The organism is Streptomyces sp. NPDC091377 (assembly GCF_044757045.1).
In the GTDB taxonomy this organism is placed as follows: Bacteria; Actinomycetota; Actinomycetes; order Streptomycetales; family Streptomycetaceae; genus Streptomyces.
The window spans coordinates 18,599-43,672 of record NZ_JBIVUE010000020.1 but is presented as its reverse complement, the minus strand read 5'-3'; the positions used below and the strand labels follow the sequence as shown (position 1 = coordinate 43,672).

At 72.1% G+C, this 25,074-nt stretch carries 24 protein-coding genes and 3 pseudogenes; 13 read left to right on the top strand and 14 right to left on the bottom strand.

Annotated features, from left to right (window positions below; genetic code table 11):
• Positions 1-261: 261 nt before the first annotated feature.
• Positions 262-1,536 (top strand): hypothetical protein, encoded by a 1,275-nt coding sequence (locus ACIQNG_RS32295; RefSeq protein ID WP_401489934.1) that lies wholly within the window; start codon positions 262-264, stop codon positions 1,534-1,536.
• 163 nt (positions 1,537-1,699) lie between these two features.
• On the top strand, positions 1,700-1,861 hold the full coding sequence (locus ACIQNG_RS32290) for a hypothetical protein (RefSeq protein WP_401426590.1): 162 nt from the start codon (positions 1,700-1,702) through the stop codon (positions 1,859-1,861).
• 57 nt (positions 1,862-1,918) lie between these two features.
• Here the strand turns inward: ACIQNG_RS32290 and ACIQNG_RS32285 are convergent, their stop codons facing one another.
• Genes ACIQNG_RS32285 through ACIQNG_RS32275 form a run of 3 tightly spaced genes read right to left on the bottom strand, consistent with a single transcriptional unit; the run spans position 1,919 to position 4,878 of the window.
• A complete protein-coding gene (locus ACIQNG_RS32285) occupies positions 1,919-2,872 on the bottom strand; it encodes a 3-oxoacyl-ACP reductase (RefSeq protein ID WP_401489931.1) in 954 nt (317 codons plus the stop codon).
• A gap of 19 nt (positions 2,873-2,891) precedes the next feature.
• Positions 2,892-3,968: a Zn-dependent alcohol dehydrogenase gene (locus ACIQNG_RS32280; protein WP_401489929.1), complete on the bottom strand. Its 1,077-nt coding sequence runs from the start codon at positions 3,966-3,968 to the stop codon at positions 2,892-2,894.
• A 25-nt stretch (positions 3,969-3,993) separates the two neighbouring features.
• Positions 3,994-4,878 carry a MaoC/PaaZ C-terminal domain-containing protein gene (locus ACIQNG_RS32275; protein ID WP_401489926.1) on the bottom strand — a complete coding sequence of 295 codons (885 nt, stop codon included), beginning with the start codon at positions 4,876-4,878 and terminating at the stop codon, positions 3,994-3,996.
• Positions 4,879-5,108: 230 nt separating this feature from the next.
• On the opposite strand from ACIQNG_RS32275, the pseudogene ACIQNG_RS32270 reads away from it, so the two are divergent.
• Positions 5,109-5,537, top strand: a pseudogene (locus tag ACIQNG_RS32270) (response regulator); the annotation flags it as partial.
• Between the two features lie 52 nt (positions 5,538-5,589).
• Here the strand turns inward: ACIQNG_RS32270 and ACIQNG_RS32265 are convergent.
• Entirely contained in the window at positions 5,590-6,027 is a 438-nt protein-coding gene (locus ACIQNG_RS32265) for a VOC family protein (protein WP_401489923.1), read from the bottom strand.
• A 212-nt stretch (positions 6,028-6,239) separates the two neighbouring features.
• A complete protein-coding gene (locus ACIQNG_RS32260; protein ID WP_401426565.1) occupies positions 6,240-6,455 on the bottom strand; it encodes a DUF397 domain-containing protein in 216 nt (71 codons plus the stop codon).
• Positions 6,456-6,573: 118 nt separating this feature from the next.
• Between ACIQNG_RS32260 and ACIQNG_RS32255 the strand changes: the two are divergent.
• Positions 6,574-6,819: pseudogene (locus ACIQNG_RS32255) on the top strand (transposase); the annotation flags it as partial.
• Positions 6,820-6,973: 154 nt separating this feature from the next.
• On the opposite strand, the gene ACIQNG_RS32250 reads toward ACIQNG_RS32255, so the two are convergent.
• Positions 6,974-8,317: a tetratricopeptide repeat protein gene (locus ACIQNG_RS32250; RefSeq protein WP_401489920.1), complete on the bottom strand. Its 1,344-nt coding sequence runs from the start codon at positions 8,315-8,317 to the stop codon at positions 6,974-6,976.
• Between the two features lie 680 nt (positions 8,318-8,997).
• Here ACIQNG_RS32250 and tgmA point away from each other — a divergent pair.
• The gene (tgmA, locus tag ACIQNG_RS32245; RefSeq protein ID WP_401426574.1) at positions 8,998-9,270 is read left to right on the top strand and encodes a putative ATP-grasp-modified RiPP; all 273 of its coding nucleotides are present in this window, start codon (positions 8,998-9,000) and stop codon (positions 9,268-9,270) included.
• Here tgmA and ACIQNG_RS32240 read toward each other — a convergent pair.
• Entirely contained in the window at positions 9,176-9,556 is a 381-nt protein-coding gene (locus ACIQNG_RS32240) for a VOC family protein (RefSeq protein WP_401489918.1), read from the bottom strand. The two genes, tgmA and ACIQNG_RS32240, sit on opposite strands and share 95 nt — an antisense overlap.
• 131 nt (positions 9,557-9,687) lie before the next feature.
• Between ACIQNG_RS32240 and ACIQNG_RS32235 the strand changes: the two genes are divergently transcribed.
• On the top strand, positions 9,688-10,554 hold the full coding sequence (locus tag ACIQNG_RS32235; RefSeq protein ID WP_401426556.1) for an alpha/beta hydrolase: 867 nt from the start codon (positions 9,688-9,690) through the stop codon (positions 10,552-10,554).
• An 81-nt stretch (positions 10,555-10,635) separates the two neighbouring features.
• Here ACIQNG_RS32235 and ACIQNG_RS32230 read toward each other — a convergent pair whose 3' ends face one another.
• Both ACIQNG_RS32230 and ACIQNG_RS32225 read right to left on the bottom strand, forming a co-directional pair.
• Positions 10,636-10,800, bottom strand: a complete 165-nt coding sequence (locus ACIQNG_RS32230; protein WP_401489914.1) for a DUF397 domain-containing protein — start codon at positions 10,798-10,800, stop codon at positions 10,636-10,638.
• Between the two features lie 66 nt (positions 10,801-10,866).
• Positions 10,867-12,363, bottom strand: coding sequence for an MFS transporter (locus ACIQNG_RS32225; protein ID WP_401489912.1), 1,497 nt, complete (start codon positions 12,361-12,363; stop codon positions 10,867-10,869).
• Positions 12,364-12,692: 329 nt separating this feature from the next.
• On the opposite strand from ACIQNG_RS32225, the pseudogene ACIQNG_RS32220 reads away from it, so the two are divergent.
• From ACIQNG_RS32220 to ACIQNG_RS32195, 6 genes and pseudogenes are all read left to right on the top strand, one after another.
• Positions 12,693-14,427 (top strand): annotated as a pseudogene (locus ACIQNG_RS32220) (MFS transporter).
• An 11-nt stretch (positions 14,428-14,438) separates the two neighbouring features.
• Complete coding sequence (locus tag ACIQNG_RS32215) at positions 14,439-15,242, top strand: class I SAM-dependent methyltransferase (RefSeq protein WP_401489910.1); 804 nt, start codon at positions 14,439-14,441, stop codon at positions 15,240-15,242.
• 120 nt (positions 15,243-15,362) lie between these two features.
• On the top strand, positions 15,363-16,364 hold the full coding sequence (locus ACIQNG_RS32210; RefSeq protein WP_401489908.1) for an N-acetylmuramoyl-L-alanine amidase: 1,002 nt from the start codon (positions 15,363-15,365) through the stop codon (positions 16,362-16,364).
• 159 nt (positions 16,365-16,523) lie between these two features.
• Positions 16,524-17,372: a hypothetical protein gene (locus ACIQNG_RS32205; protein ID WP_401489906.1), complete on the top strand. Its 849-nt coding sequence runs from the start codon at positions 16,524-16,526 to the stop codon at positions 17,370-17,372.
• A gap of 106 nt (positions 17,373-17,478) precedes the next feature.
• Positions 17,479-18,477: an LLM class F420-dependent oxidoreductase gene (locus ACIQNG_RS32200; protein ID WP_401489904.1), complete on the top strand. Its 999-nt coding sequence runs from the start codon at positions 17,479-17,481 to the stop codon at positions 18,475-18,477.
• A 46-nt stretch (positions 18,478-18,523) separates the two neighbouring features.
• The gene (locus ACIQNG_RS32195; RefSeq protein WP_401426541.1) at positions 18,524-18,817 is read left to right on the top strand and encodes a hypothetical protein; all 294 of its coding nucleotides are present in this window, start codon (positions 18,524-18,526) and stop codon (positions 18,815-18,817) included.
• 285 nt (positions 18,818-19,102) lie between these two features.
• On the opposite strand, the gene ACIQNG_RS32190 is transcribed toward ACIQNG_RS32195, so the two are convergent.
• From ACIQNG_RS32190 to ACIQNG_RS32180, 3 genes are read right to left on the bottom strand one after another with little or no spacing between them, the layout of a single operon-like run.
• Positions 19,103-20,173, bottom strand: a complete 1,071-nt coding sequence (locus tag ACIQNG_RS32190) for a prenyltransferase (protein WP_401489902.1) — start codon at positions 20,171-20,173, stop codon at positions 19,103-19,105.
• Entirely contained in the window at positions 20,170-20,919 is a 750-nt protein-coding gene (locus ACIQNG_RS32185) for a class I SAM-dependent methyltransferase (protein WP_401426536.1), read from the bottom strand. Before ACIQNG_RS32185 ends, ACIQNG_RS32190 begins: the two co-directional genes overlap by 4 nt.
• On the bottom strand, positions 20,913-22,325 hold the full coding sequence (locus ACIQNG_RS32180; protein ID WP_401489899.1) for a glycosyltransferase family 4 protein: 1,413 nt from the start codon (positions 22,323-22,325) through the stop codon (positions 20,913-20,915). Before ACIQNG_RS32180 ends, ACIQNG_RS32185 begins: the two co-directional genes overlap by 7 nt.
• A 219-nt stretch (positions 22,326-22,544) precedes the next feature.
• Here ACIQNG_RS32180 and ACIQNG_RS32175 point away from each other — a divergent pair, with 219 nt between their 5' ends.
• Positions 22,545-23,183 (top strand): TetR family transcriptional regulator, encoded by a 639-nt coding sequence (locus ACIQNG_RS32175; protein WP_401489897.1) that lies wholly within the window; start codon positions 22,545-22,547, stop codon positions 23,181-23,183.
• Positions 23,184-23,223: 40 nt separating this feature from the next.
• On the opposite strand, the gene ACIQNG_RS32170 is transcribed toward ACIQNG_RS32175, so the two are convergent.
• Positions 23,224-23,457: a ferredoxin gene (locus tag ACIQNG_RS32170; protein WP_401426527.1), complete on the bottom strand. Its 234-nt coding sequence runs from the start codon at positions 23,455-23,457 to the stop codon at positions 23,224-23,226.
• 3 nt (positions 23,458-23,460) lie between these two features.
• Positions 23,461-24,918 (bottom strand): aldehyde dehydrogenase, encoded by a 1,458-nt coding sequence (locus tag ACIQNG_RS32165; protein WP_401489894.1) that lies wholly within the window; start codon positions 24,916-24,918, stop codon positions 23,461-23,463.
• Between the last annotated feature and the right edge of the window lie 156 nt (positions 24,919-25,074).

Genomic DNA, 25,074 nt, shown 5'->3' with positions numbered 1-25,074 from the left:
GCTGTTTCCCGGGGCTGAACCGGTGGCGTACGGCTCCTTCCACGGCCCGCGACGGCCCGTGCCCCGCCCGCGGTCCCCCACGCGGAGCGACGAGAGACCCGCACGCCGACGCACGCCGACCCACCCGCGTCACATCCAGCACATGGTTCACCGGTTTCCCGGGCGAACTGCCGGGTGGCCATCCTTATGTGTGAAGCAGTCGCCCGCCGGTCCCCGACTGTGCGTACGAAAACTACCTTCGTCGCCGGAGGTGACCGAACGATGACAGCCTGTGCGACCGAGCCCGTGACGGTGGACCGGGACGACTCCGCGCCACCGGCGGGCTGTGTGATCACGGTGGACGGCGGCTACGCCGCGCGGCTCGCCGTCCGGGGGGACTCCTGGTTCCCGGAGCGCTGGACGCTGGCCGGGCCCGAGCCGTACGCGGTGCCGCTGCCCGCCCATCAGCCCGAGGAGCCCGGCTCCGGCACCGAGGTGCAGCCGATGGGCGACGGGCGGGTGCTGATCCGCCGTACCGCCGACGGCCGCTGCTTCTTCTCGCTGCTGTATCCGACCGGTCCCGGCACGGGCGAGGCGCTGCTGGGCGCGGTCGAGTGCCCGGCGGACACCCGGCTGCGGCTGCTGCCCCCGGCGCCGGGCGGCGCCCACGCGTACGCGCTCGCCGTGGGCCCGGAGTCCAGCACGGTGTGGCTGGTGGCGGGCGGCTCGTTCGGGCCCGAGCAGGTGGCGCGGATCCCGGGGCGCTGTTCCGGCGGGGTCTGGCTGGACCGGGCGGGGCGGCTGCTGGCCCTCGACCGGACCGACGACACCGGCCGCACCAAGGCGGTGGTGGTGGATCTGGGGCGGGCCGGTGAGGTCGCGCCGCTGCTCCAGATCGCCGACGACAGCGACGACCGGGTGCTGCTCGCCGATCCGGACAGCGCGCTGCTGCTGATCGGCTCCGACGCGCCCGCGCCCGGTGAGCCCGCCCGGCTGGGCTGGGGGGTGCTGGGCTCGACGCTGCCGGTGCGGTTCCCGGAGTGTCTGCGGGGCGCGGGCGGCGCGGTCACTCCGTTCGCGATCCAGCCGGGGCAGGTGCTGACGCCGGAGACCTGCGGGGTGGCGCTGCGGGTGGACGGACCGGCCGGCGCCTGGGTCGCCGTATGGCGGCCGTCGGACCGGCGGCTACGGCATCTTCCGGCACCGCGGGGATGGCTGGCGGGGGCCGGGCTGTGGACCCGGGAGGGCACGCTGCTGCTGCCGTACACGACGGAGGCGACCCCTTGCGGGGTGGGGCGGTGGGAGACGCCCTGGGGGCAACGGGCAGAGAAGGAGCAGGAGAAAGAGCAGGAGCAGGAGCAGGGCGGAGAGCTGGAGGGACGAGAGGAACCAGGGGGGCCACAGGGGCCACAGGGGCCGAAGGGGCCACAAGGGCCACAGGGGCCGGACGGAGGTGGTGGGGAAGCGGGCGCGGAACCCGCTTCGGCCGCCGCCGCCGTCACCCGCCCCGTCCCGCTGGCCCAGGCTCCCCTGGCCCGGTCCGCCGCGCCGTCCTGATCCTCGGCGCCCCCCGTCTTCACCCAGGTGACCGGCGCGAGACCGGTGGGTTGTAACGAACTCGCTGCGGTTGGTGGTGTCGCCTGGATCCGGTGCCTGGAGGGCCGGTTAAAATCCCCGGGCGGTTTTGAACGATCATATTTTGACGGGGTGGGTTCTTCCGATGAGTGACGCCAACACGGCCGAGCCGCTGTCCGCCGACGCCGAGGGGGCCGACAACGGCCACGGTCGGCACCGGGGGGAGATCTCGGCGCACGACACCGAGTCGCTGCCCAGCGGGCGGCACCGCAAGCCGGTGGAGCAGCAGACCGGGACGGCGGCCTGACGGCACGTCGCCCCGGTGGCTCGGACCCCGCTCACCCGAGAGGTGGGCGGGGTCTTCTCATGCGGTGCCCGACCGCTCCCGCCGCAGGCCCAGCACCTCCGTCGCCGCGAACGTCTCCCCGACCGGGCGCCCCGCGTAGTGCGGGGTGAGCAGCGCGTCGAGTTCGTCGTACGTGAAGGTCTCCTGCTTGCTGTCGAACTGCACCGCCACCCGGGGCCGTTCCATCACGGCGACCATGCCGCCGTGCACCACGAGCAACTGCCCGTTGACCCGGGCGGCGGCGGGCGAGGCCAGATAGCCGACGAGCGGGGCGACATGCTCGGGGGCGAGCGGGTCGAGGCCGGTGTCGGGGCGGGCCAGGCCCGCGAAGACGTCCTCGGTCATCCGGGTGCGGGCCCGCGGGCAGATGGCGTTGGCGGTGACCCCGTACTTGGCGAGGGCGAGGGCCGTGGAGGTGGTCAGCCCCACGATGCCCCCTTTGGCGGCGGCGTAGTTGGGCTGGCCCGCCGAACCGGCGAGGAACGCCTCGGAGGAGGTGTTCACGATCCGCCCGTACACCGGCGCGCCCGTCGCCTTGGACCGCTCACGCCAGTGCGCGGCGGCGAGCCGGGTGGTGGTGAAGTGCCCCTTGAGATGGACCCGGACGACCGAGTCCCACTCCTCCTCCGTCATCGAGAAGACCATCCGGTCGCGGAGGATCCCGGCATTGTTGACCAGCACGTCCAGTGCCCCGAACTCCCGTACGGCGAGGTCCACGAGGGCGCGGGCCTGTTCGGCGTCGGCGATGTCCCCGGTGTGGGCGAGGGCGGTGCCGCCCGCCGCGCGGATCTCGGCGGCGACCTGTTCGGCGGGGGCGGCGGACGCCTCGCCGGTGCCGTCGCGGCCGGGCTGCCCGTAGTCGTTGACGACGACGGCGGCGCCGAGCCGGGCCAGTTCCAGCGCCTCGGCCCGGCCGAGGCCCCGCCCGGCGCCGGTGACGATCGCGGAGCGCCCTTCGAGGGGCAGTGCCATGGGGTTGACCTCCTGGGGCTCAGATCTCGATGCAGGTACGCAGCGCGGTCCCGGTGCGCATCTGGTCCAGTGCCTCGTTGATCCCGGCGAGCGGCACCCGGTGGGTGATCAGCCCCTCCAGGTCGACCCGGCCCGCGCGCCACAGGGCGATGGTGCGCTCGTAGGAACGCAGGACGTCGCCGCCGCCGTACAGGGACGGCAGGATCCGCTTCTCGTCGAAGAACAGCTCGAACATGTTGAGCTGGAGGAAGTCGTCCATGGCACCGGCGCCGACGACGACCAGGGTGCCGCCGCGCCGGGTGGTCTCGTAGGCGGTGCGGGCGGTGGCGGACCTGCCGACGACCTCGAAGACATGGTCGAAGCCCTCGCCCGCGGTGACGGACTGCTTGGCGTCGGCCAGTTCGTCGGGGGCGACGGCCCGGGTGGCGCCGAAGCGCAGGGCGGCCTCGCGGCGGGACGGGACCGGGTCGACGGCGACGATCTCGGCGGCGCCCTTGAGCCGGGCCCCTTGGATGACGGAGACGCCGACGCCCCCGCAGCCGATCACGGCGACCGACGAACCGGCGGCCAGGTCAGCGGTGTTGAGCGCGGCGCCCAGTCCGGTGGTGACGCCGCAGCCGATGAGGGCGGCGATGTCGTACGGCACGTCGTCGGGGATCGGGACGGCGCAGCCGGCGTCGACCACGACCTCCTCGGTGAAGGTGCCGGTGCCGGCGAAGCCGAAGACGTCGCCGGTGGGGCGGGCGAAGTTGGGGGTGCCGGCGTTCATGAAGCCGGCGAGGCAGAGTTCGGTCTGGCCGCGCTTGCAGGCGGGGCAGGCGCCGCAGGAGGGCAGCCAGCAGATCACCACCCGGTCGCCGGGCTTCAGTCCGCTCACCCCCTCGCCGACCTCGGTGATCTCGCCCGCGCCCTCGTGTCCGGGGACGAAGGGGGCGGGCTGGGGCAGGACACCGTTCATGGCGGACAGGTCGGAGTGGCACAGTCCGGTGGCCCGGATCCGGATCCGTACCTTGCCGGGGCCGAAGCCCACCGCCTCGACGTCGTCGAGGACCTCCAGTTTGTCCTGGCCGATCTCGTGCAGTACGGCTGCGCGCATGGTGCGGCTCCCCTGGGTGGCTGGTTCAGGTGTGCTGGACGAGGGTGTCGGCGAGGACGGGCGCGTCGTCCCGTTCGACGGCGCTCACCGCGACCCGCACGGTGCCGCCGCTCCCGGCAGCCCCCGTGCCCGGCCCTTCTCGCCACATCCGGATGCGCAGGGTCTCGCCGGGATGGACGACACCGGCGAACCGGGTGTCGTAGGAGCGGACGCGGGTGGGGTCGCCGTCGAGCAGGGTGTCGACCACGGCCTTGAGGGTGATGCCGTAGGTGCACAGCCCGTGCAGGATGGGCCGTTCGAACCCGGCGACCTTCGCGAAGTCGGGGTCGGCGTGCAGCGGGTTCCAGTCGCCGGAGAGACGGTAGAGCAGCGCCTGGTCCTCGCGGGTCGGCCGCTCGACGGTCCGCTCGGGCTCGCCGGTGGGTGGTTCGAGCCGGGTGGAGGGGCCGCGCTCGCCGCCGAAACCGCCTTCACCGCGTACGAAGATCTGGGCGTCGTTGGTCCACAGCGGGCCGTCGGCGTCGGCGGCCTCGGTGCGCAGGACGAGGACGGCGGCCTTGCCCTTGTCGTACACGGCGGCGAGGCGGTTGGTGGTGGTGGCCGTGCCCTGCACCGGGATCGGACGGTGCAGTGTGAGGCGCTGCCCGCCGTGCAGGACACGGGAGAGTTCGACCTCGACGCCGGGCAGGGAGAGCCCGCTGATCACCCCCGGGGCGCCGGAGCCGGCGACGGTGGCGAAGCTCGGCAGGACGTGCAGCCGGGACTCCAGGGTGTAACGCAGTTCGGCGGGGTCGGTGGCGGGGACGCCCGCGCCGATGCCGAGGTGGTAGAGGAGGACGTCCTTGTGGGCCCAGCCGATCTCACCGGTCCGGGGTTCGGCGGCGAGCGCCTTGGCTGCGTCGATGGGCATGGGGCTCCTGAGGCGGTCGGCTGCGGGAAGGGCGGTTCGAGACCTCGGCACGGCCGTCCGCACCGTCGGCCGCACCGAGGTCGTCACGGGCCGCGGAACCGCTCCGCTAGAACGCGTTCCAGTGCGGCGACCCTCTGTATAGCCGAGCGCACCGGAGTTGGGAAGACTCCTGACGGTATGTCAGATGCGCCGCGATCCGGTGGCGGCCCTACGCTGGGGCCGTGAACGAGATGCCGCGTGATCACCGGCCCGCGAAGTCCGTACGGGTCCTGCTCGCCGAGGATCAGGCGATGCCGCGCGGGGCGCTGGCCCTGCTGCTCGGGATGGAGCCGGACCTCCAGGTCGTGGCCCAGGTGGCGGCCGGGGACCGGATCGTGGACGCGGCCGAGCTGCACCGGCCCGACGTGGTGCTCCTCGACCTCGCCCAGCTCGACGGCAGCGGTCTGGACGCCGCCGCCGAACTGCGCGCGCAGGTGCCGGAGTGCCGGGTGCTGATCCTGGCCACCTTCGGCGGGCCCGGGGATCTGCGCCGGGCCCTGGCGGCGGGCGTGGCGGGCTTCCTGGTGAAGGACGGCCCCGTGGAGGAACTGGCCGACGCGATCCGCCGGGTCCTGACCGGTGAGACGGTGATCGATCCCGCCCTCGCGGCGGCGGCCCTGCCCGAGGACCGGCAGGACTGAGCCGGGGGCTCGTGCCGGGCCGGGCCGCCGCTCAGGGGCAGCGGGTCGCCAGGACGCAGAACTCGTTGCCCTCGGGATCGGTGAGGGTGACCCAGCTGACGTCGTCGCCCTGGCCCACATCGGCGTGCCGGGCGCCCAGGTCGAGCAGCCGGCGGACCTCCTCGGCCTGGTCCCGGTCGGTCGGGTTCACGTCGATGTGGAGCCGGTTCTTGACCGTCTTGCCCTCGGGCACCCGCGCGAAGGTCAGCGTCGGCGGCACCGGGCCGGGCCGCTCCCTGCCCTCGGGCAGCAGCGGGGAGCCGATGCTGACGAACGGCCCCTCCTCGGCGCCCCCGGCGCCCCCTGCGCCCCCGGTGCCGCTCGGCTCCTCCGTGTGCTGCACCTCGTAGCCGAGGACCGCGCACCAGAAGCGGGCGAGGCGGTGGGGATCGGCGCAGTCGATCGCGAGTTCGGTGAACTTACTGGCCATGGCGGAACCTCCTGGTCGACAACGGGCCGCTCGGAGGGGCACACCCTAGTCTCCCCCCGGCCCCCTCACGGCTTCGCCGAGGGGCCTCCGGACGCGTGGGAGCGAGCCCTGATGAGCGTTGCGCTCTCGGGCTGATAAATGAAGGGGAGCCCCGCCGAGCCGGAGAATGGGACTCGGCGGGGCTCCCCTTGATCACGCGCTGAACCAGGCGGTCAGACGGTGTCGAACGATCCGCCCTTGACCCCCGACACGAACGCGGCGAACGCGTCGGCGGGGAGGCTCAGCATGGGACCGGTCGGGGCCTTGGAGTCGCGAACAGGGACCATGCCCGTCACGGACACGTCAGCGGGGGCCCATTCGACGCAAGACCCGCCGTTATTACTGTAGGTGGATTTGACCCAAAAGACTGCATAAGAGTCGGTGGTCACTGGGTGCCCTTTCGTGCCTGATTGATCATGGCGACAGACTCCGCTCTGGAGAGCGATTCGGCCTGCAATTGATGGTAGGACCTCACAAGCGGCAGGACTGAGGCCAGTTCGCGGTGGCCTGCGGGAGTTCGCCGCCTCCCGGGACTGGCTGACGATCTACTACCTGCCGCCCTACGCACCCGACCTCACCCCTGTCGAAGGGATCTGGTCCCTCCTGCGACGCGGCTGGCTCTCCAACGTCGCCTTCTCCACCCCCGAACACCTCATCCAGTGCATTCGACACGGCCTACGCCACATCCAATACCGCAGCCACCTCATAGACGGCTGCCTCGCCGAGACCGGCCTGACCATCAGAACCACCTGAGCGACCCAGCGACATCACGAGTTCAACATCAGTAGGCCGTTTCGGTGGAGGTGGCTTGGCTCGGCAATCCCCAGGCGGAAGCCCACGCCCCAGATTCAGGCCCGTTGACAGCGCCCCGCCGTACTTCCTTCGCAGGGGGTACGGCGGGCTTTTGCTATGCCGGAACCAGCTCAGGTCGAACGGTCTCGCGTGCGCGCTGGTACAGGGCTTGGGCGTCATGGTTTCTGATATGGGGGCGAATTAGGTTGAACATATCCGTCATCCGCTTGTCAATGCGCCCCGAGTTGACCAGAGGGTAATCATCCAGTGCGAGCCCCCATGTCCGGCACGCGGCTTCAAGGTGGCCCACGGCTAGTTGCCGCTCGGCAAGAATCGCCCGTTCCTTGACGCGCGTACGCCGATAGATGTCGTACCGAAGTCGGTCCGATTCCTGCATAGCGGCAACAGCGCCGTTCACGTCGCCCATTTCAAACCGCACTTGACTGGTGTGGTAATTGAGCGACGCGGGGTCATACGAGCCGAACACCTTCCCGCGCGACTCCGCCTTCTCCATGGCAACTTCAGCTTCCTGCAAGTACATGAGCGCGGACCGGCGGTCTCTGATCTGCGCGGCTGCATGTGCCTGCTGGCCAGCGAGGAAGGCACGCATCCGCGGACCGGCCTGCGGGGAGGAAGCCGCCGCAGCATCCGCGAGCCGCATAGCCATCGGCCCTTGATTCAGGTCCACCGCTTGCACGCTCATACCCCGGAGCGTGGTGCAGTACGTCAGGTGATCTTCCGAGGCTCCTGCAAGCTCTAGCGCTTTCAGGTAGTAGCGCTGCGCGAGACCGTGCAACCCCTCGTCAACGGCCATGTATCCGGTGAGGTAGCAGAGATCGGAGGCCGCAGACATCATCGCTTTGCGTACGTCCTCGGGACCGTCAGTCCGCAGGAACGGCGCAACCGTGTTCACCAGGAAAGTTGCGGCAAGGGGGCGGGCTGTCCGGCCCCCAAACTGGTCGTCCATTGAAGAAAGCTGTTCTGTCATGGCCGAGACCGTTTGCACGTCGGACATGCCGAGGCGAGTCCGGGTACCTTTCTGCGCGGCTTCCATGCGGCCCACGACGTCCGGCCAGCCGGGAACGGTGAGCGCGACGGAGAACAGCCCTGCGCCTAGGACGCTTCGGCGTGACGGGTCCATGTCTTGCCTCCCGAGATCGATCAGCCCTTCCACGGTAGTCGGGTGGCTGTCCGACTCTTCCGAGGGTGCTGGAAATCCCGCCTCGGCGTGCGTGATGGGCCGGAGCAGTCTCCGGGCGAGTGCTTCGAGAATCAGCGGTCGGACAGATTCTTTCGGTAGGTGGCCGCTCAACCACTGGTGAACTGAAGGCTGTTGGTACTTCATGGGGGTTCCGCGTTCGGTCCCGATGCGGTTCACCTCTTGAGCGAACTGCCGCAGGGTCCAACCGCTTTCGCGGTACAGCCGCTCAAGTCCGGCGTTCGGCCGTCGTGTCGTCACTGGCGCCAACTCCCGCGCTCTCGCCGGCTGCGCGCACTGCGACAAGGTCGCCATGGACCGTGACCACGCCAAAGCCAACGGCGACGGCAGCCGCGTGAGCGACTGCAACGTGAGGCTCAGCCGGCATCTCGCGGACGCGCACCGATGACCGCCACTCCGGCACGGCGTCAGCAGCGTCCCGTACGGCCTCTACCGGCCCCGCAGCTCGTGAGTCTCATAGATGAGAGGGACGGGCCGTACACGGACTCCCCGCCCGGGTGGTGGGACCAGTACGGCGGGGCTCTGAACGTGGCATCGCGCGTGGTCCACCTCCCGGGCCCGACGCACCCCCCGTCGCCGTTCCACCCCGAGGACTGCCCGAACTGCATCCCCCGACGGGACAGCCCGTGAGGCGGGTCCGGCGGTTCGGATGGGCCGCGTTCGTCTTCACGGTCGCCGCACTGGCAACGGCGATCCCCAACCTCGCGGCCGCTGGCCGTCTCTGACCCCCGTTCCCCTCGCGGTGTCGCACAGCTCCCCCGTGCTGATTGCACAGGCCGCGAGGGGGACGGGTTCCAACTCCCGCCCCGGCGGCGGAAACCCTGGACAGGTCGAGTGGCCGGGGCGGGATAGACAGCCTGGGCCGTTCGGCCCGAGCTAGTGAAGTCTCAGCACCACCAGGAAACGGAGGCACGGAACAGATGACGCAGACGCCCGCCCCGTGGGGCACGCAGCGAATGGGGCCGTACGCGGTCACCACAACGGTTCCGCAGTACACACCTGTGATCGACCCCGAAACCCAGATCGCCGTCATCGTGGACGAGCACGGCCGGACGGTCGAACTGGGCAACCATGGCACCAGCACGAGTGGCCTGACTCCTACCACGACCGCCCCGGGCGACGGGTCCGGCCCTGGTGGTGCGACCGACGCGGACAGCACCGAGTCGTACGACCAGGACCAGAGTGCCGGCTGATGCGTGACAGCAGGTTCTTGACGGTCTTGCCCTCGGGCACCCGCGCGAAGGTCAGCGTCGGCGGCACCGGGCCGGACCGCTCCCTGCCCTCGGGCAGCAGCGGGGAGCCGATGCCGACGAACGGCCCCTCCTCGGCACCCCCAGCGCCCCCTGCGTCCCCAGCGCCCCCGGTGCCGCTCGGCTCCTCCCTGTGCTGCACCTCGTAGCCGAGGACCGCGCACCAGAAGCGGGCGAGGCGGTGGGGATCGGCGCAGTCGATCGCGAGTTCGGTGAACTTACTGGCCACGGCGGAACCTCCTGGTCGACAACGGGCCGCTCGGAAGGGCACACCCGCTCCCCCGTAATTCCGCTGGTCCGAGTGATCGCCCCCCGCATAAGGTCACCAGGACATCCACCGACCCCGGGAGACCCCCCCTTATGCGACCGACCTTCGTTCTGGTGCACGGCGCCTTCTCGAACTCCTTCGCCTTCGCGCCGCTCCAGGCCGAACTGGGCCTGCTCGGACACCGGTCGGTCGCCGTGGACCTGCCCGGACACGGCTTCGCGGCGACCTTCCCGCGCGCCTACCAGGCGCCGCAGGACCCCGCAGCGCTCGCCACCGCGCCCAGCGGGATCAAGGGCGTGACCCTCGCGGACAACGCCGCCCATCTGATCGGGATCCTGGAGCGGGCCAAGCGCAACGGCCCGGTGATCCTCGTCTCGCACAGCCGGGGCGGCGCCACCGCCACGGCCGCCGCCAACGCCCGCCCGGACCTGATCGACCGGCTCGTCTACGTGGCTTCCTGGTGCCCGGTCGACCTGAACATCGGCGACTACTACACCGAGCCGGAGATGGCCTCGGTCGACGTCGCCGCGCTGGCCCCGGCGATGGCGGCGAACCCGGCCGAACTCGGCGCACTGCGCACCAACTTCCGGATCGCCGACCCGGACGCCCTCGCCGCGCTGAAGGCGGCCTTCCTCGCCGACGCCACCGACGACGAGTTCCTCGCGTTCCTCAACACCTTCCAGCCCGACGAGAACCTGGACGCCGGGACCGAGGACGACCGGGCGCAGGCCGCGACCTGGGGCCGGATCCCGAGGACGTACGTCCGGCTGGCCGAGGACACCTCGATGCCGCCCGCCCTCCAGGACCGCCTGATCCGCGAGGGCGACGCCCTCACCCCGGACAACCCGTACGACGTCCGCACCCTGCCCGGCAGTCACCTCAAGTGGCTCCTCGACCCGGCCCCGACCGCCCGCCTCCTCGGCGAACTGGCCACGCCGACGGGGCCCTCGGACGACTGACCGAACCGGGACGCGGGAGAGCCCGCCGAGCCGGAGAACGGGCCTCGGCGGGGGCTCCCCCGATCACGCGCGAAGCAGTGATCAGACGGTGTCGAACGATCCGCCCTTGACCCCCGACACGAACACGGTGAACGCGTCGGCGGGGAGGCTCAGCACGGGACCGGTCGGGGCCTTGGAGTCGCGAACAGGGACCAAGCCGTCGCCCGCGTCAGGGATCTCCGCGCGCCGCACGAGAACCAGGCGCACGAAGGGACACCGACGCATCGCCCGGTCTCCGGCACCCCCTGAGACCCCGCCCGACCGGAAGGGGTGTCAGCCGAGCGGTTCGCTGTCGGCCGGTGTCCGGCCGGCGCGGCGGGTCTTCTCCCGGGGCAGCCACACCGCCATCACCACCGCGGCGGCCAGCAGCACCCCCGTACTCACCCGGAACACCTGCGCGTACCCCTCGGTCAGGGCGACCGCCTCCCCGGCCGTGGAGTCCGCGGTGCGGGTCGCGGCGACGGTGGACATCACGGCGAGGCCGAGGGAACCGCCCATCGTGCGGGAGGTGTTGACGAGGCCGGAGACCAGCCCGGCCTCCCCGGCCGAGACGCCCGTCGTGGCGAGGGAGGTCAGCGGGGTGGTGGCCAGGCCCGCGCCGAGCATCATCAGGACGCCGGGCAGCAGGATCGCCGTGACGTAGCCGCCGTCCGCCGTCATGGTGGACTGCCAGGCGAACCCGGCCGCCGCGACCAGCGCGCCCAGCACCGCCACCGGGCGGGCGCCGATGCCGCGCATCAGACGGGGCGCGACCTTGGAGCCGACGATGACGGCCAGCGAGGTGGGGGCCTGGGCGAGTCCGGCCTCCAGCGGGGAGTAGCCGAGCACGTTCTGGGCGTACAGGGTCATGAAGAACCACATGCTGAAGGTGGCCGAGCCGCAGATCAGCATCCCCACGTTGGCCGAGGACACCGAGCGCACCCGGAACAGGCCGAGCGGCATCAGCGCGGTCCGGGTCCGGGCCTCCACGACCACGAAGAGGGCGAGGAGGACCAGCCCGGCGACGAGCGGCACCAGGGTCGCCGTCGCCGTCCAGCCCTCGGCCTCGGTCTGGGCGATCCCGTAGGCCAGCACCGCGAGCCCGGCCGTGACCAGCAGCGCCCCGGGCAGGTCCAGGCGGCGCCGCTCCCCGGCGCGGCTCTCCGGCAGCCAGCGCAGGGCGAGGAGCAGCGCGACCGCTCCCACCGGCACATTGATCAGCAGCACCCAGCGCCAGGACAGGCCCTCCACCAGCAGTCCGCCGACCAGTCCGCCCGCGGCGCCGCCGCCCGCCCCGACCGCCGCCCAGGTGGCGATGGCCCGCGCCCGTGCCGGGCCCTCGGGCACGGTGGCGGTGAGGATGGTCAGGGTCGCGGGCGCGAGCACGGCGGCGCCCAGTCCCTGGGCCGCCCGCGCGGCCAGCAGGTGCCAGCCCTCCTGGGCGAGGCCGCCGCCCAGCGAGGCCAGGGTGAACACGGCGAGCCCGACGAGGAACATGCGCTTGCGGCCGTAGAGGTCGGCGACCCGCCCGCCCAGCAGCATGAACCCGGCGAAGGCGATGGCGTACGCGTTCACCACCCACTGGAGTCCCGGGCCGCTCAGCCCGAGGTCGGCGCGCATCGACGGCAGGGCCACATTGACCACGGACACGTCGAGGACGACGAGGAACTGCCCGGCGCACGTCAGCGTCACCACCAGCCAGGTGGGCGGGGCGGGACGGCGCGGGCGGCCGGATATCGGGGCGGTGTCGGAGGTGTCGGAGGTGTCGGAGGTGCCGGGTGTCCTGAGCATGAGGGTCATGGTCTCAACCGGCCCGCGCCCCTTGCATCGGCATGACGCCCCGACCGCCTTCCGCCTCCCGACCTACGCCCCACCCTCCGCCGCGGGCACCGGGCCGCCGGTCACGCGCCCTTCCCGGGGAACGGCCCGGTCGCGTTCGCTCCCCAAGAGACCAGGAGCCCAGGCGCCCAAGCGCCCATGAGCCCAAGAGAAGGTCAAGGATTCCTTAGCCTTCCGAACCTTCGGAATAGTTGCCCCGGCACACCGGGTTCGGAGTACATGTATATAGCTGCACGCGCATGGACCGTAAGGATCGCGGAGATCGTGGAGGCCCCTCGCACATGACGTTCACGCCGAACGACCGGCCCACCCGGAGCCCCTCCGGAACCGTGGTACCGGTGCTCGCCTTCGCGGGCATCGTGGTCGCGGTGATGCAGACCCTGCTGGTCCCCGTCATCAAGGACCTGCCGCAGCTTCTGGACACCTCGCCCGCCGACGCCACCTGGGTGCTGACCTCCACCCTGCTCTCCGGGGCCGTCGCCACCCCGATCATGGGCCGCCTCGGCGATCTCCACGGCAAACGCAGACTGCTGGTGCTGAGCCTCGCCGTGATGGTGGTCGGCGCGCTGATCAGCGCGCTCACCAGCGCACTGATACCGATGATCGTCGGCCGTACCCTCCAGGGCTTCGCGATGGGCGCCATCCCCCTCGGCATCGGCCTGATGCGCGATCTGCTGCCGCGCGAACGGCTCGGCTCCGCCATGGCGCTGATGAGCAGTTCGATCGGCGTCGGCGGCGGTCTCGCCCTGCCCGCCGCCGCGCTGGTGGCGCAGCACAGCGACTGGCACGCCCTCTTCTACGGCGCCGCCGGGCTCGGCGTGCTCGCCATCGCGCTGACCCTGATCGCCGTACCGGAGTCCTCGGTGCGCGCGAAGGGGTCCTTCGACCTGCCGGGCGCGTTCGGCCTCTCCGCCGGGCTCGTACTGTTCCTGCTGCCGATCACCAAGGGCAGCGACTGGGGCTGGACCTCGGGCACCACGCTCGGGCTGTTCGCCGCCGCCGCGGTGGTGCTGGTGCTGTGGGGGGTGATGGAACTGCGCCGGGCGGCGCCGCTCGTCGACCTGCGGACCACGGCCCGGCCCGCCGTGCTCTTCACCAACCTCGCCTCCATCATGGTCGGGGTCTCCTTCTTCGTGGTCTCCCTCGTCCTGCCCCAGCTCCTCCAGCTCCCCACCTCCACCGGCTACGGCCTCGGCCAGTCCATGGTCGTCGCCGGACTGCTGGTCGCCCCGCTCGGCCTGACGATGATGATCACCGCGCCCGTCTACGCCCGGCTCTCCGCCCGCCACGGACCGAGGACCACCCTCATCCTCGGCCTGCTGATCATCGGCATCGGCTACGGCGCCGGGCTCGGCCTGATGAGCGCCGCCTGGCAGGCGCTGGTCATCTCGGTGCTGCTGGGCGCGGGTATCGGCCTCGCCTACTCCTCACTGCCCGCGCTGATCATCGGCGCGGTCCCCGCGGAGGAGACCGGCGCCGCCAACGGCCTCAACACCCTGATGCGCTCGGTCGGTACGTCGGTGTCCAGCGCCGTCATCGGCATGGTGCTGGCCAACACCGCGACCACCGTGAACGGCGTGGCGATCCCCACCCTGCACGGCTTCCGGCTCTCCTTCCTGATCGCCACCGGCGCCGTCGCCCTCGGACTGCTCCTGGCCCTGTTCCTGCCCAAGCCCGACCGCACCCCGCTGCTGCGCGCGAGCAGCGAGGAGGAGACCGGCCTCGCCCACGCCGAGGCGGTACTGCGCGGCTTCCGGGGCCGGGTGCTGGACCCCGCTGGGCTGCCGGTGGCCCGCGCCCGGGTCACCCTGATCGACCGCGGCGGCCGTCGCGCGGGGCAGCACCCTCTCCGCCGAGGACGGCTCGTACGCCCTCCCGGTCCCGGCCGCCGGGCCCTATGTGCTCGCCGCCCAGGCCCCGGGGCACGCGCCGCTGGCCTCGTCGGCGACCCATCCCGGCACCGAGCGCGCCGTCGACCTGGACCTCTCCCTCCCGGCCCGGCAGGTGGTCGCGTAGCGTCGGCTCCCATGACCACGAGGGAGCCCATGCCCGACGACCCCATGCCCGACGACCCCACGACCGAGGGCCCCGTGACCGAGGGCCCCGTGACCGACGGCCCCACGACCGACGACCCCGTGACCGAGGGCCGCATGACGGACGGCGCCGTCACTGACGACCCCGCGTCCGTCGTCCCCCCGCCGGACGTGCTGGCCGCCTTCGAGGGGGCGCAGGGCTTCATGCCCGTGGACGAGGGACTGGCGCTGTACGCGGCGGCGGTCGCCGCCGGGCGGCTCGGGCTGCCGCTGCTGGAGGTCGGCACCTACTGCGGGCGCTCCACCGTGCTGCTCGCCGACGCCGCCCGCGCCGCCGGGGTGAGCGCGCTCACCGTCGACCACCACCGGGGCAGCGAGGAGCAGCAGCCGGGCTGGGAGTACCACGACCCGCGGACCGTGGACCCGGAACTCGGTGTGATGGACACCCTGCCCACCTTCCGCCGCACCCTGCACCGGGCGGGCCTGGAGGAGCATGTGGTGGCGCTGGTCGGCCGCTCCCCGCGGATCGCCCGGCTCTGGGGCACCCCGCTCGGCCTGGTCTTCATCGACGGCGGCCACACCGACGAGCACGCCAACGCCGACTACGAGGGCTGGGCGCCGCGGGTCGCCGAGGGCGGGCTGCTCGCCGTGCACGACGTGTTCCCGGACCCGAAGGACGAGTTCACCGGCCAAGCGCCCTACCGGATCTATTTGCGGGCGCTGCGGTCGGGCGCGTTCACCGAGATCGCGGCGACGGGCTCGCTGCGGGTGCTGCGCCGTACGGGCCCGGGGATCTGACGCTCCGGACGGCGTCCCCATTCCCCCGCCAGCGTCCGGGGCGCGACCCCGGCAGCGGCGTTCCGGCACGCCGGGCGGTGAATCCCGTGTGCGGGGTTGACGGGGGCTAGGGTGTCAGGCGTGTCGTACACAGGCCCTGGCTTCGAACCGTCCCCCACCGGCCGGCCCCGCCGCAGGACGCTGACCGTGGCGCTCGCCGCGCTCGTTCCGGGCGCGCTGCTGGGCTGGCTGGTGTACGAGGCGGTGGGCGGCGGCGACGAGGGCGGATCGGACGCCGCGGGCGCCTCCGCGTCGGCGGCGGTGAGCGGTACGGCCACCGCCCCCACGGACGACGCCAAGAAGCCCGCCACCCGCTCCCCGGCGGCGAGCCCCGCGAAGAGCCCGGACCGCGGTCCGGGCCCGTCGCGGACCGACCCGGAGCCCTCGGCCTCCGCGCCCGCCGCGTCCGGCCCGCTCAAGGGCAAGGTCGTGGTGGTCGACCCCGGTCACAACCCCGGCAACTTCCAGCACACGACCGAGATCAACCGCAAGGTGGACATCGGGACGGACTGGAAGGAGTGCGACACCACGGGCACCTCCACCAACGACGGTTACACGGAGGCCCGGTTCACCCTGGACGTCGCCCACCGGCTGCGGGACGCGCTGGAGGGACAGGGCGCGACGGTGCGGCTGACCCATGACGCCGACCGGCCCTTCGGCCCCTGCATCGACGAGCGGGCCGAGATCGGCAACAAGGCGAAGGCCGACGCGGTGGTCTCGATCCACGCCGACGGCTCGGGCGAGGGCAACCGCGGCTTCCATGTCATCCTGCCGGGCAGTGTGCAGGGCGGCGCCGCCGACACCCGCCCCATCGTGGGGTCCTCGCGCGACCTGGGCGAGCGCATCGCGGGCAACTTCGTGCGCGAGACCGGCACACCGCCTTCCAACTACGTCGGCGACGGCACCGGTCTGGTCACCCGTACCGATCTCGGCGGTCTCAATCTGTCAACGGTTCCCAAGGTGTTCATCGAGTGCGGCAATATGCGTGACAGCGCGGACGCGGCTCAGCTCACCAGCGGAGACTGGCGTCAGCGCGCGGCGAGAGGGATCTCTGAGGGAATCGTGAGTTTCCTGCGCGGGTAGTGATCTACGCCCCGATCCGGGCGGACAGCCCGTTCCCCACGGGGGTAGGGTCCCTACGATGAGGGCCACCCCCGCGCTCGCACCGGAGCCGCACGGCGGCACGGTGGCAGCGACGCCTCCAGCACTGCCGATGACGCGACGACTGACGAAGGACCTGAAGTGAATATCCGCTCCCTCACTAGAGGCGACGGCGTGGTGATCGGAGCAGCGGTGTTGCTGTTCATCGCGTCGTTCCTCGACCTCTACTCGTTCGACGGCCTCAGCGACAGCGTCGACCTTCCCAGCCTGTGGGGCAGTGGCCCGGTGGTCATGAGCGTGGTGCTGGCCGGCATCATCGGGGCCGCGCTCATCGTCGTGGGCCACGGTCTGCCGCAGCCGCGCAAGGTCGTGGGGCTCGACCTCCACCAGTTCGGCGTGGCGTTCACCGTGTTCGCCGCGTGGAGCGCCCTCGGCAATGTCTTCGACGCCCCCGGTGGCCTCAACAACATCGGCCCCGGTTCCGGCGAGGGTGCCCCCACCGCGGGCACCGGACTGATCATCGCGCTTATCGCGACGCTGGTCATGGCCGCCGCGGCGGTCGCCTCGCCGCTGGTGCCGGCGCTCAAGGCCGCCCTCGTCCCCGCCCCCCGCCCGGCCGCGCCGCAGCCGCCGTACGGGGGTCAGCCGCAGGGCGGTTACGGCTACCCCGGCGCCGCGGGTGCCCCGGGGGCTCCCGGTGCCGGGCAGCCGCAGGCGTCCTCGTTCGGCGGTCAGCCGCAGCAGCCGTCGTACGGCGGTCAGCCGCCGGCCGCCGCGCAGGCCCCAGCCGCCGACTTCTCCCCGTTCTGGTTCGCGGTCCCGGTGGCCCGTCCGCTGTTCGCGGAGGACGGTTCGCCCGCCCCGATCGCCGAACTGGCGCCGGGCACCTGGTACCTGGCCGTCGAGCAGCGCGGCCCGGCCCTGGTGGCGCAGACCCAGGACGGCCGTCGCGGCGTCCTCCAGGACACCACCGGCATCCAGCGGGGCTGACCCGCCCGCCGCTCCACGGCCCCTCTCCCTTCCGGGCGAGGGGCCGTTGCCGTACAGTCACCCCCTCGAACTGACGACCCATCAGATGGAGGAAGGGGGCGGTGGTATGCGGCTGGGACTGGCGCTCGGCTACTGGGGCCGGGGGCCCTCCCCGGACCAGGTCGCGCTGGCCCGGGAGGCCGAACGCCTCGGGTACGGCTCCGTGTGGACGGCGGAGTCCTGGGGCTCGGACGCCTTCACCCCGCTGACCTGGATCGCGGCCCACACCAGCCGGATCCGGCTCGGTACGGCGGTCGCGCAGATGTCGGCCCGCTCCCCCACCACCACGGCCATGCACGCCCTCACCCTCGACCATCTCTCCGGCGGCCGGATGATGCTGGGCCTCGGCCTGTCCGGGCCGCAGGTGGTGGAGGGCTGGTACGGCCGCCCGTTCCCCCGCTCCCCGCTGACGGCGACCCGCGAGTACGTCGAGGTCGTACGGCAGGTGCTGCGGCGCGAGGCGCCGGTGGAGGTGGACGGCCGCTTCCACCCGGTGCCGTACCGGGGTGCGGACGCGACCGGGGTCGGGAAGCCCCTGAAGCCGATCACCCACCCGCTGCGGCCCGATCTGCCGGTGCTGCTGGGCGCGGAGGGGCCGAAGAACGTGGCGCAGACCTGCCGTATCGCCGACGGCTGGCTCCCGCTGTACTGGTCCCCCACCCGCCCGCCCGAACTCCCCGCCCTGCCTGCGCACTTCACCGTCGCCCCGATGGCCCAGGCCCGGATCTGCGACGACGTCGCCGAGGGGCTGGGGCCGGTGAAGGCGATGCTGGGCTTCTACATCGGCGGCATGGGCCACGCGACCCGTAACTTCCACGCCGATCTGATGGCCCGCATGGGCTACGCGGAGGAGGCGCGGCGGATCCAGGACCTCTTCCTGGCCGGGCGCCGCGAGGAGGCGATCCGGGCCGTCCCCGACCGTTTCGCCGACGAGATCTCCCTGGTGGGCCCGAGGCAGCGGGTGGCGGAACGGCTGGAGCTGTGGCGCCGGTCTCCGGCGACGGATCTGCTGCTGCTCTCCCCCGACCGGCACACCCTGCGGGTTCTCGCGGAACTGAACTCGTAGCGCGGGAAGCAGGTTTGCGCGGGGCGACGGCGGCAAACCGAAGTCCATGTCCTCCAGAAACCGCAAGGGTACGCACCAGGCGGGCACGGCTGTGGCCGTGGTCGCCGACATCATGGCCGCCATCCTGGGCCTGTGGATCCTGATGTACCTGCTGGACGCCAACCGCGGCAACGACCTCGTGGAGTTCATCCACGAAGCCGCGCGGTGGCTGGCCGGCTGGTCCCACGACCTCTTCACCTTCGACGAAGCCTGGGCCCGAGTGGTCTCCGGCTACGGCCTGGCCGCCGTGGTCTACCTCTTCATAGGCCACGCAGTAGCCTCCCGCCTAAGGCGCAGCTGAAGCCCCCCAACGCCCCCAAGGGGCGCGGGGAACGGCGACCATCACCCTCCAGGCCAACGCCCCTAAGGGGCGCGGGGAACTGCGCACCCAGCCACATCCAACCCGCACCCACCCCACCACGGCGACAACCAACGCCCTCAAGGGGCGCGGGGAACTGCGCAACCAACCCCACCCAACCCGCACCCGCCCACCACGGCGACGACCAACCCCCCTCAGGGGCGCGGGGAACTGCGCAACCAGCCACATCCAACCCGCACCCGCCCACGACGGCGACGACAAACGCCCCTAGGCGCAACAATCCGCCTCCAGCCCGGAGGGCAACCGCTCACCACCGAACACCGCACACGTCGCGTCATGCCCCCCGATCGCGGCCACGGCCAACAGCAACGCCCCCGCCGTCCACGTCGTCAGCTCGCGCGGCCAGATCGCGTCGTCCTCGTACACGTATCCCGTCCAGTACAGCCCTGACGTCGGCTCGCGCAGATGCCGGAGCGACTGGAGCACCTCCAGCGCCCGGTCCGACTCCCCCGTCGCCCAGAGGGTGAGCGCGAGTTCGGCGGACTCCCCGCCGGTGACCCACGGGTTGGGGACGACACAGCGGACGCCGAGGCCCGGCACCACGAACCGCTCCCAGCCCTCCTCCAGCCGGGCCTTGGCCTCGGCCCCGGTCAGGGCGCCGCCCAGCACCGGGTAGTACCAGTCCATCGAGTACCGGCTCTTGTCCAGGAACCGCTCCGGGTGGCGCCGTATGGCGTGCCGGAGCGTCCCGGCGGCCAGTTCCCAGTCCGGCTGGGCCTCCTCGCGCTGCTCGGCGACGGCGAGGGCGCAGCGCAGGGCGTGGTGGATGGAGGAGGAGCCGGTGAGCAGCGCGTCGGCGGTGCCGGTGCCGTCGTCCTCGCGCCGCCAGCCGATCTGCCCGCCGGGCTGCTGGAGCCGTAGCACCCATTCGATCGCGGCGTGCACGGTCGGCCACATGCGGTCGAGGAAGGTGTCGTCGCCGGTGGAGAGGTAGTGGTGCCAGACGCCGACGGCTATGTAGGCGACGAAGTTGGACTCGCGGCCCCGGTCGGTGACGGCCTGGGGGTCGCCGTCGGCGTAGGCGGCGTACCAGGAGCCGTCGTCGTTCTGGTGGGCGGCGAGCCACAGGTAGGCGCGTTCGGCGGCCTCGTGCTCGCCGGCGGCGTCCAGGGCCATGGCGGTCTCGACATGGTCCCAGGGGTCGAGGTGGTGGCCTCGGAACCAGGGGATCGCGCCGTCCTCGCGCTGGGCGGCGAGGAGTCCGGCGACGGTGGCGGCGGCCTGTCCGGCGGTGAGGACCCCGGGCAGCACGAGGTGCTCGGTCCGGGGCGTGGTCACTCGGCGGACACCCCGTCGGCGGTGAGGGAGGGCAGGTGCGGCTTGGTCGCGTAGGCCACGAAGCTCTTGCCGATCAGGGGGTTGAGGGCCTGTTCGGCGACGCGGGTGGCGAGCGGCTTCTTCATGATGTCCCAGACGAGCAGCTTGTGGTAGGCGCGGACCGGCAGCGCCTTGTCGTTGTCGACGCCGAACGCGCACTTGAGCCACCAGTAGGGGCTGTGCAGGGCGTGGGCGTGGTGGGTGCCGTAGGGGCGGAGCCCGGCCTCGCGGATCTTGGCGATCAGTTCGTCCGCGCGGTAGATGCGGATGTGGCCGCCCTCCACCTCGTGGTAGGCGTCGGAGAGGGTCCAGCAGACCTTCTCGGGGCCGTAGCGCGGGACGGTGACGGCGATCCGGCCGCCGGGTTTGAGGACGCGGACCATCTCGGCGAGGACGCCCTTGTCGTCGGGGATGTGCTCCATCACCTCGGAGATGATGACGACGTCGAAGGAGGCGTCGGGGAAGGGCAGTTGGAGGGCGTCGCCCTCCATGGCGGTGGCGGTGGCGCCCTCGGGGGCCTCACCGGCCTCTTTCATCGCCGCGAACCACTTGGCGACCTCGCGGATCTCCTCGGCGTTGCGGTCCAGTGCCACGACCCGCGCGCCGCGCCGGTAGCACTCGAACGCGTGCCGCCCGGCTCCGCAGCCCAGGTCCAGGACGCGGTCGCCCGGCGCGAGCGGGAACCGGGAGAAGTCGACGGTCAGCACGTGGCCCTGCTTTCACGGTCGGGTTCTGTGGGGGTGGGGGTGGGGGCGAGGGTCGGTGCGGGGCGCCTGCGGGCGGTCTCCTCGGTGGTCCGGCCCCGGGACGTGGAGTGGCGGGCGACGGCCTCGCGGTACCGGGTCACCGTGCCCTGCGCCGCCCGGGCCCAGGTGAAGTGCGCGAGGACGCGTTCGCGGCCCGCGGCGCCGAGGCGGGCCCGCAGGGCGGGGTCGCCGAGGAGGCGGTTCAGGGCGACGGCGAGGGCGCCCGCGTCGCCGGGGGGCACGGCGAGGCAGGTCTCCCCGTCCGGTCCGGCGACCTCGGGGATGGCGCCGCCGGTCGTGGCGAGCAGCGGGGTCCCGGTGGCCATGGCCTCGGCCGCGGGCAGCGAGAAGCCCTCGTAGAGGGAGGGGACGCAGGCGACGTCGGCCGAGCGGACCAGGTCGACCAGTTCGGCGTCCGAGATGCCCTTGACGAACTGGACGGCGTCCTGGAGGCCGTAGCGGGTGAGGGCCTGGGCGACCGGCCCTTCGGTGGGGCGTGTGCCGACGACGACGAGATGGGCGGCCGGGTGTTCGGTACGGGCCTTGGCGAGCGCCTCGACCAGGAAGACCAGGCCCTTGAGGGGGACGTCGGCGCTGGAGGTGGTGACGATCCGGCCCGGCACGCGGGCCACGGACGGGTCGGGTGAGAAGAGGTCGGTGTCGGCGCCGACGGGCACGACATGGACGCGTTCCGCGCGTACGCCGAGGTGGTCCACGATCTCGGCGCGGGAGGTGCCGGAGACGGTGAGGACGGACGGCAGCCGGCGCGCGACCCGCTTCTGCATCCGGGTGAAGGCGTACCAGCGGCGTACGGACCAGCGGCGCTGCCAGGTGTCGGCGGCGTCCAGTTCGAGTCCGCGGTCCACGGTGACGGGGTGGTGGACGGTGGTGACGAGGGGGGCGCCGAGGTCGCCGAGGAGTCCGTAGCCGAGGGTCTGGTTGTCGTGGACGACGTCGAACTCGCCGCGGCGGGCGCGCAGGTGGCGGCGGGCGCGCAGCGAGAAGGTGAGGGGTTCGGGGAAGCCGCCGGTCCACATGGTGGCGACTTCCAGGGCGTCGACCCAGTCGCGGTACTCGTCGCGCTTCGGGGTGCGGAAGGGGTCGGGCTGGCGGTAGAGGTCGAGACTCGGCAGCTCGGTCAGGGCGAGGCCCTCGGGTCCGGCGTCGAGCACGGGGTAGGGCTGGGCGCCGATGACCTCGACGCGATGGCCGAGGCGGGCGAGTTCACGGGAGAGGTGGCGGACGTAGACGCCCTGGCCGCCGCAGAACGGGTTCCCCTTGTAGGTGAGGAGTGCGATGCGAAGCGGTGGTTCGCCGTCGGCGGCGACACCGCCCTCGGCCTCTGTCCGACCGGCCTCAGCGGTCACCCTCGGCCCCCTTCCCTGCCTGCCCGCCTGCGAGACTACGGGTGGACGCTAATCTAGAACAAGTTTCAGACTTGATCGTTCAAGAAGCTCTGAATCTACCGGCAGGTAGGGCCAGGTTGAGAAGTGGATCAGGTGATTCGCGCCACGGCGCGCACGATCGCCCCGGTCCTGCCATGCTGTCTGATCGTCCCCCTCACGGACTGTCACGGAACGGGATCCATGCCTGCGGAAGCCAAGGTGACGAAGGTGGAAGCCAGCAGCGCGAGAAACGGCTCGCCGCCGCTCACCGAGCGGCAGGAGGCGCGGCGGCGCCGCATCCTGCACGCGAGCGCCCAGCTCGCCAGCCGGGGTGGTTTCGACGCGGTGCAGATGCGTGAGGTCGCCGAGGTGTCGCAGGTGGCGCTGGGCACGCTGTACCGGTACTTCCCGTCCAAGGTGCATCTGCTGGTCGCCACCATGCAGGACCAGTTGGAGCATATGCACGGCACCCTGCGGAAGAAGCCGCCGGGCGGCGAGACGGCGGCGGAGCGGGTCGCGGAGACCCTGATGCGGGCCTTCCGCGCGTTGCAGCGGGAGCCGCATCTGGCCGACGCGATGGTGCGCGCGCTGACCTTCGCGGACCGGAGCGTGTCGCCCGAGGTCGACCAGGTGTCACGCCAGACGACGCTGATCATCCTGGACGCGATGGGCCTGGAACACCCCACCCCCGAGCAGCTCTCCGCGGTCCGCGTCATCGAGCACACCTGGCACTCCGCCCTGATCACCTGGCTCTCCGGCCGGGCCTCGATCGCCCAGGTGAAGATCGACATCGAGACGGTGTGCCGGTTGATCGACCTGACGGAACCGGGGGCGACCTGACGGGGCGTGGGCGCCGTCTCGGGTGGGTCCGTGGGACGGGCTACTCCTCCGGCGGGAACACCACCTCCCCGCTCCCCGGCAGCGTCAGGGTGATCGCCTCCACCGGGCAGTTCTCCGCCGCCGCGAGGACGCGTTCATGGGCGTCGGTCTCGGGGGTCACCGGGTGGGACTGGCGGCCCGGGTCCAGACGGAAGGCGTCCGCGGCGTGGTGGACGCACTGGGCGGAGCCGATGCACAGGGAGCGGTCGACCTCGATCCGCCAGCGGTCGCCCATGGCCTAGCCCTCCCAGCCGGCCGGGAGGTGGATCATCTTGTGCTCCAGATACTCCCCGTACCCCTCGGGGCCGAACTCCCGCCCCAGACCGGAGTCCTTGTAGCCACCGAACGGGCCCAGCATGTCCAGGCTGAAGGTGTTGACCGAATAGGTGCCGGTACGCACCTGCCGGGCGACGCCGAGTCCCCGTTCCACGTCCGCCGTCCACACGCTGCCGCTCAGCCCGTACGCGGAGTCGTTCGCGATCCGTACCGCGTCCGCCTCGTCGCCGTAGGGCAGCAGACAGATCACCGGCCCGAAGATCTCCTCGCGGGCGATCCGCATGGAGTTGTCGACGTCGCCGAAGAGCGTCGGCTCCACGTACCAGCCCCGTTCCAGGGCCGCGGGGCGTCCGCCGCCGGTGAGGATCTTCGCGCCCTCGTCCTGGCCGATCCGGATGTAGTCGAGGCTGCGCTCGCGCTGGCGCCGGGCCACCAGCGGGCCGACCTGGGTGGCCGGGTCCAGCGGGTCGCCGACCACCAGCGCACCCGCCGCCGCGGTGAGCGCCTCGGCGAACTCGTCGTAGCGCGAGCGCGGCAGCAGGATCCTGGTCTGGGCGACACACGCCTGTCCGTTGTTCATCCAGGCCGCCGGGACGATCCCCGCGACCGTGGACTCCACCTCGGCGTCCGGCAGGACGACCGCCGCCGACTTGCCGCCCAACTCCAGGGTGACCCGGGTGAGATGGCGGGCGGCCACCTCCATCACCCGCTTGCCCGCGGCCACCGACCCGGTGAAGGAGACCTTGTCCACGTCCGGGTGCCCGACCAGGTACTCGCTCACCTCCCGGTCGGCCGGCAGGATCGACAGCACCCCCTCCGGCAACCCGGCGTCCCGGGCGATCTCCCCGAGCAGATAGGCGTCCAGCGGCGACTCCGGCGACGGCTTCAGCACCACCGCGCACCCGGCGAGCAGCGCGGGCGCGAGCTTGGCGGCGGCGACGAACTGCGGGACGTTCCAGGGGACCACGGCCGCGACCACGCCCACCGGTTCGCGGCGTACCAGGATCGGGCCGAGCACCCCGTCGCGGGTCTCCTCGTGGGTGAATCCGCGGGCGACCGTGATCGCCGTGTCCCACACCATCATCGCGCCGAGCGCCTGGGCGAGGACGCTCCAGGAGTAGGGCGAGCCGTTCTCGGCGGAGATCACCCGCGCGATCTCGTCGTGCCGGGCGGCGATGCCGTCCTTGACGCGGCTGACGACCCCGATCCGCTCGTCCAGGGACATCCGCGGCCAGGGCCCCTCGTCGAAAGCGCGCCGCGCCGCCGCGACGGCCCGGTCCACATCGGCCTCGCAGGCGTGCGGGACCCGTCCGATGACCTCCTCGGTGTGCGGTGAGATCACCTCGATGACGCCCTCGCCCAGGGGATCGGTCAACTCCCCGCCGATGAACAGCTGTCCGTGTTCCACCAGATCGGTCATGACCGGCCGCCTCCCACCGCTGCTTCCGACACTCGTCTCCGACACTGTTCTCCGACACCCGTCCTGACACCTGACACGTCTTCTGACGCTCCATCAGATCGAGGGCTACGAAGACTGATACCAGCAAGCCGGGAAGGAGTCCACGGAACGGACAGC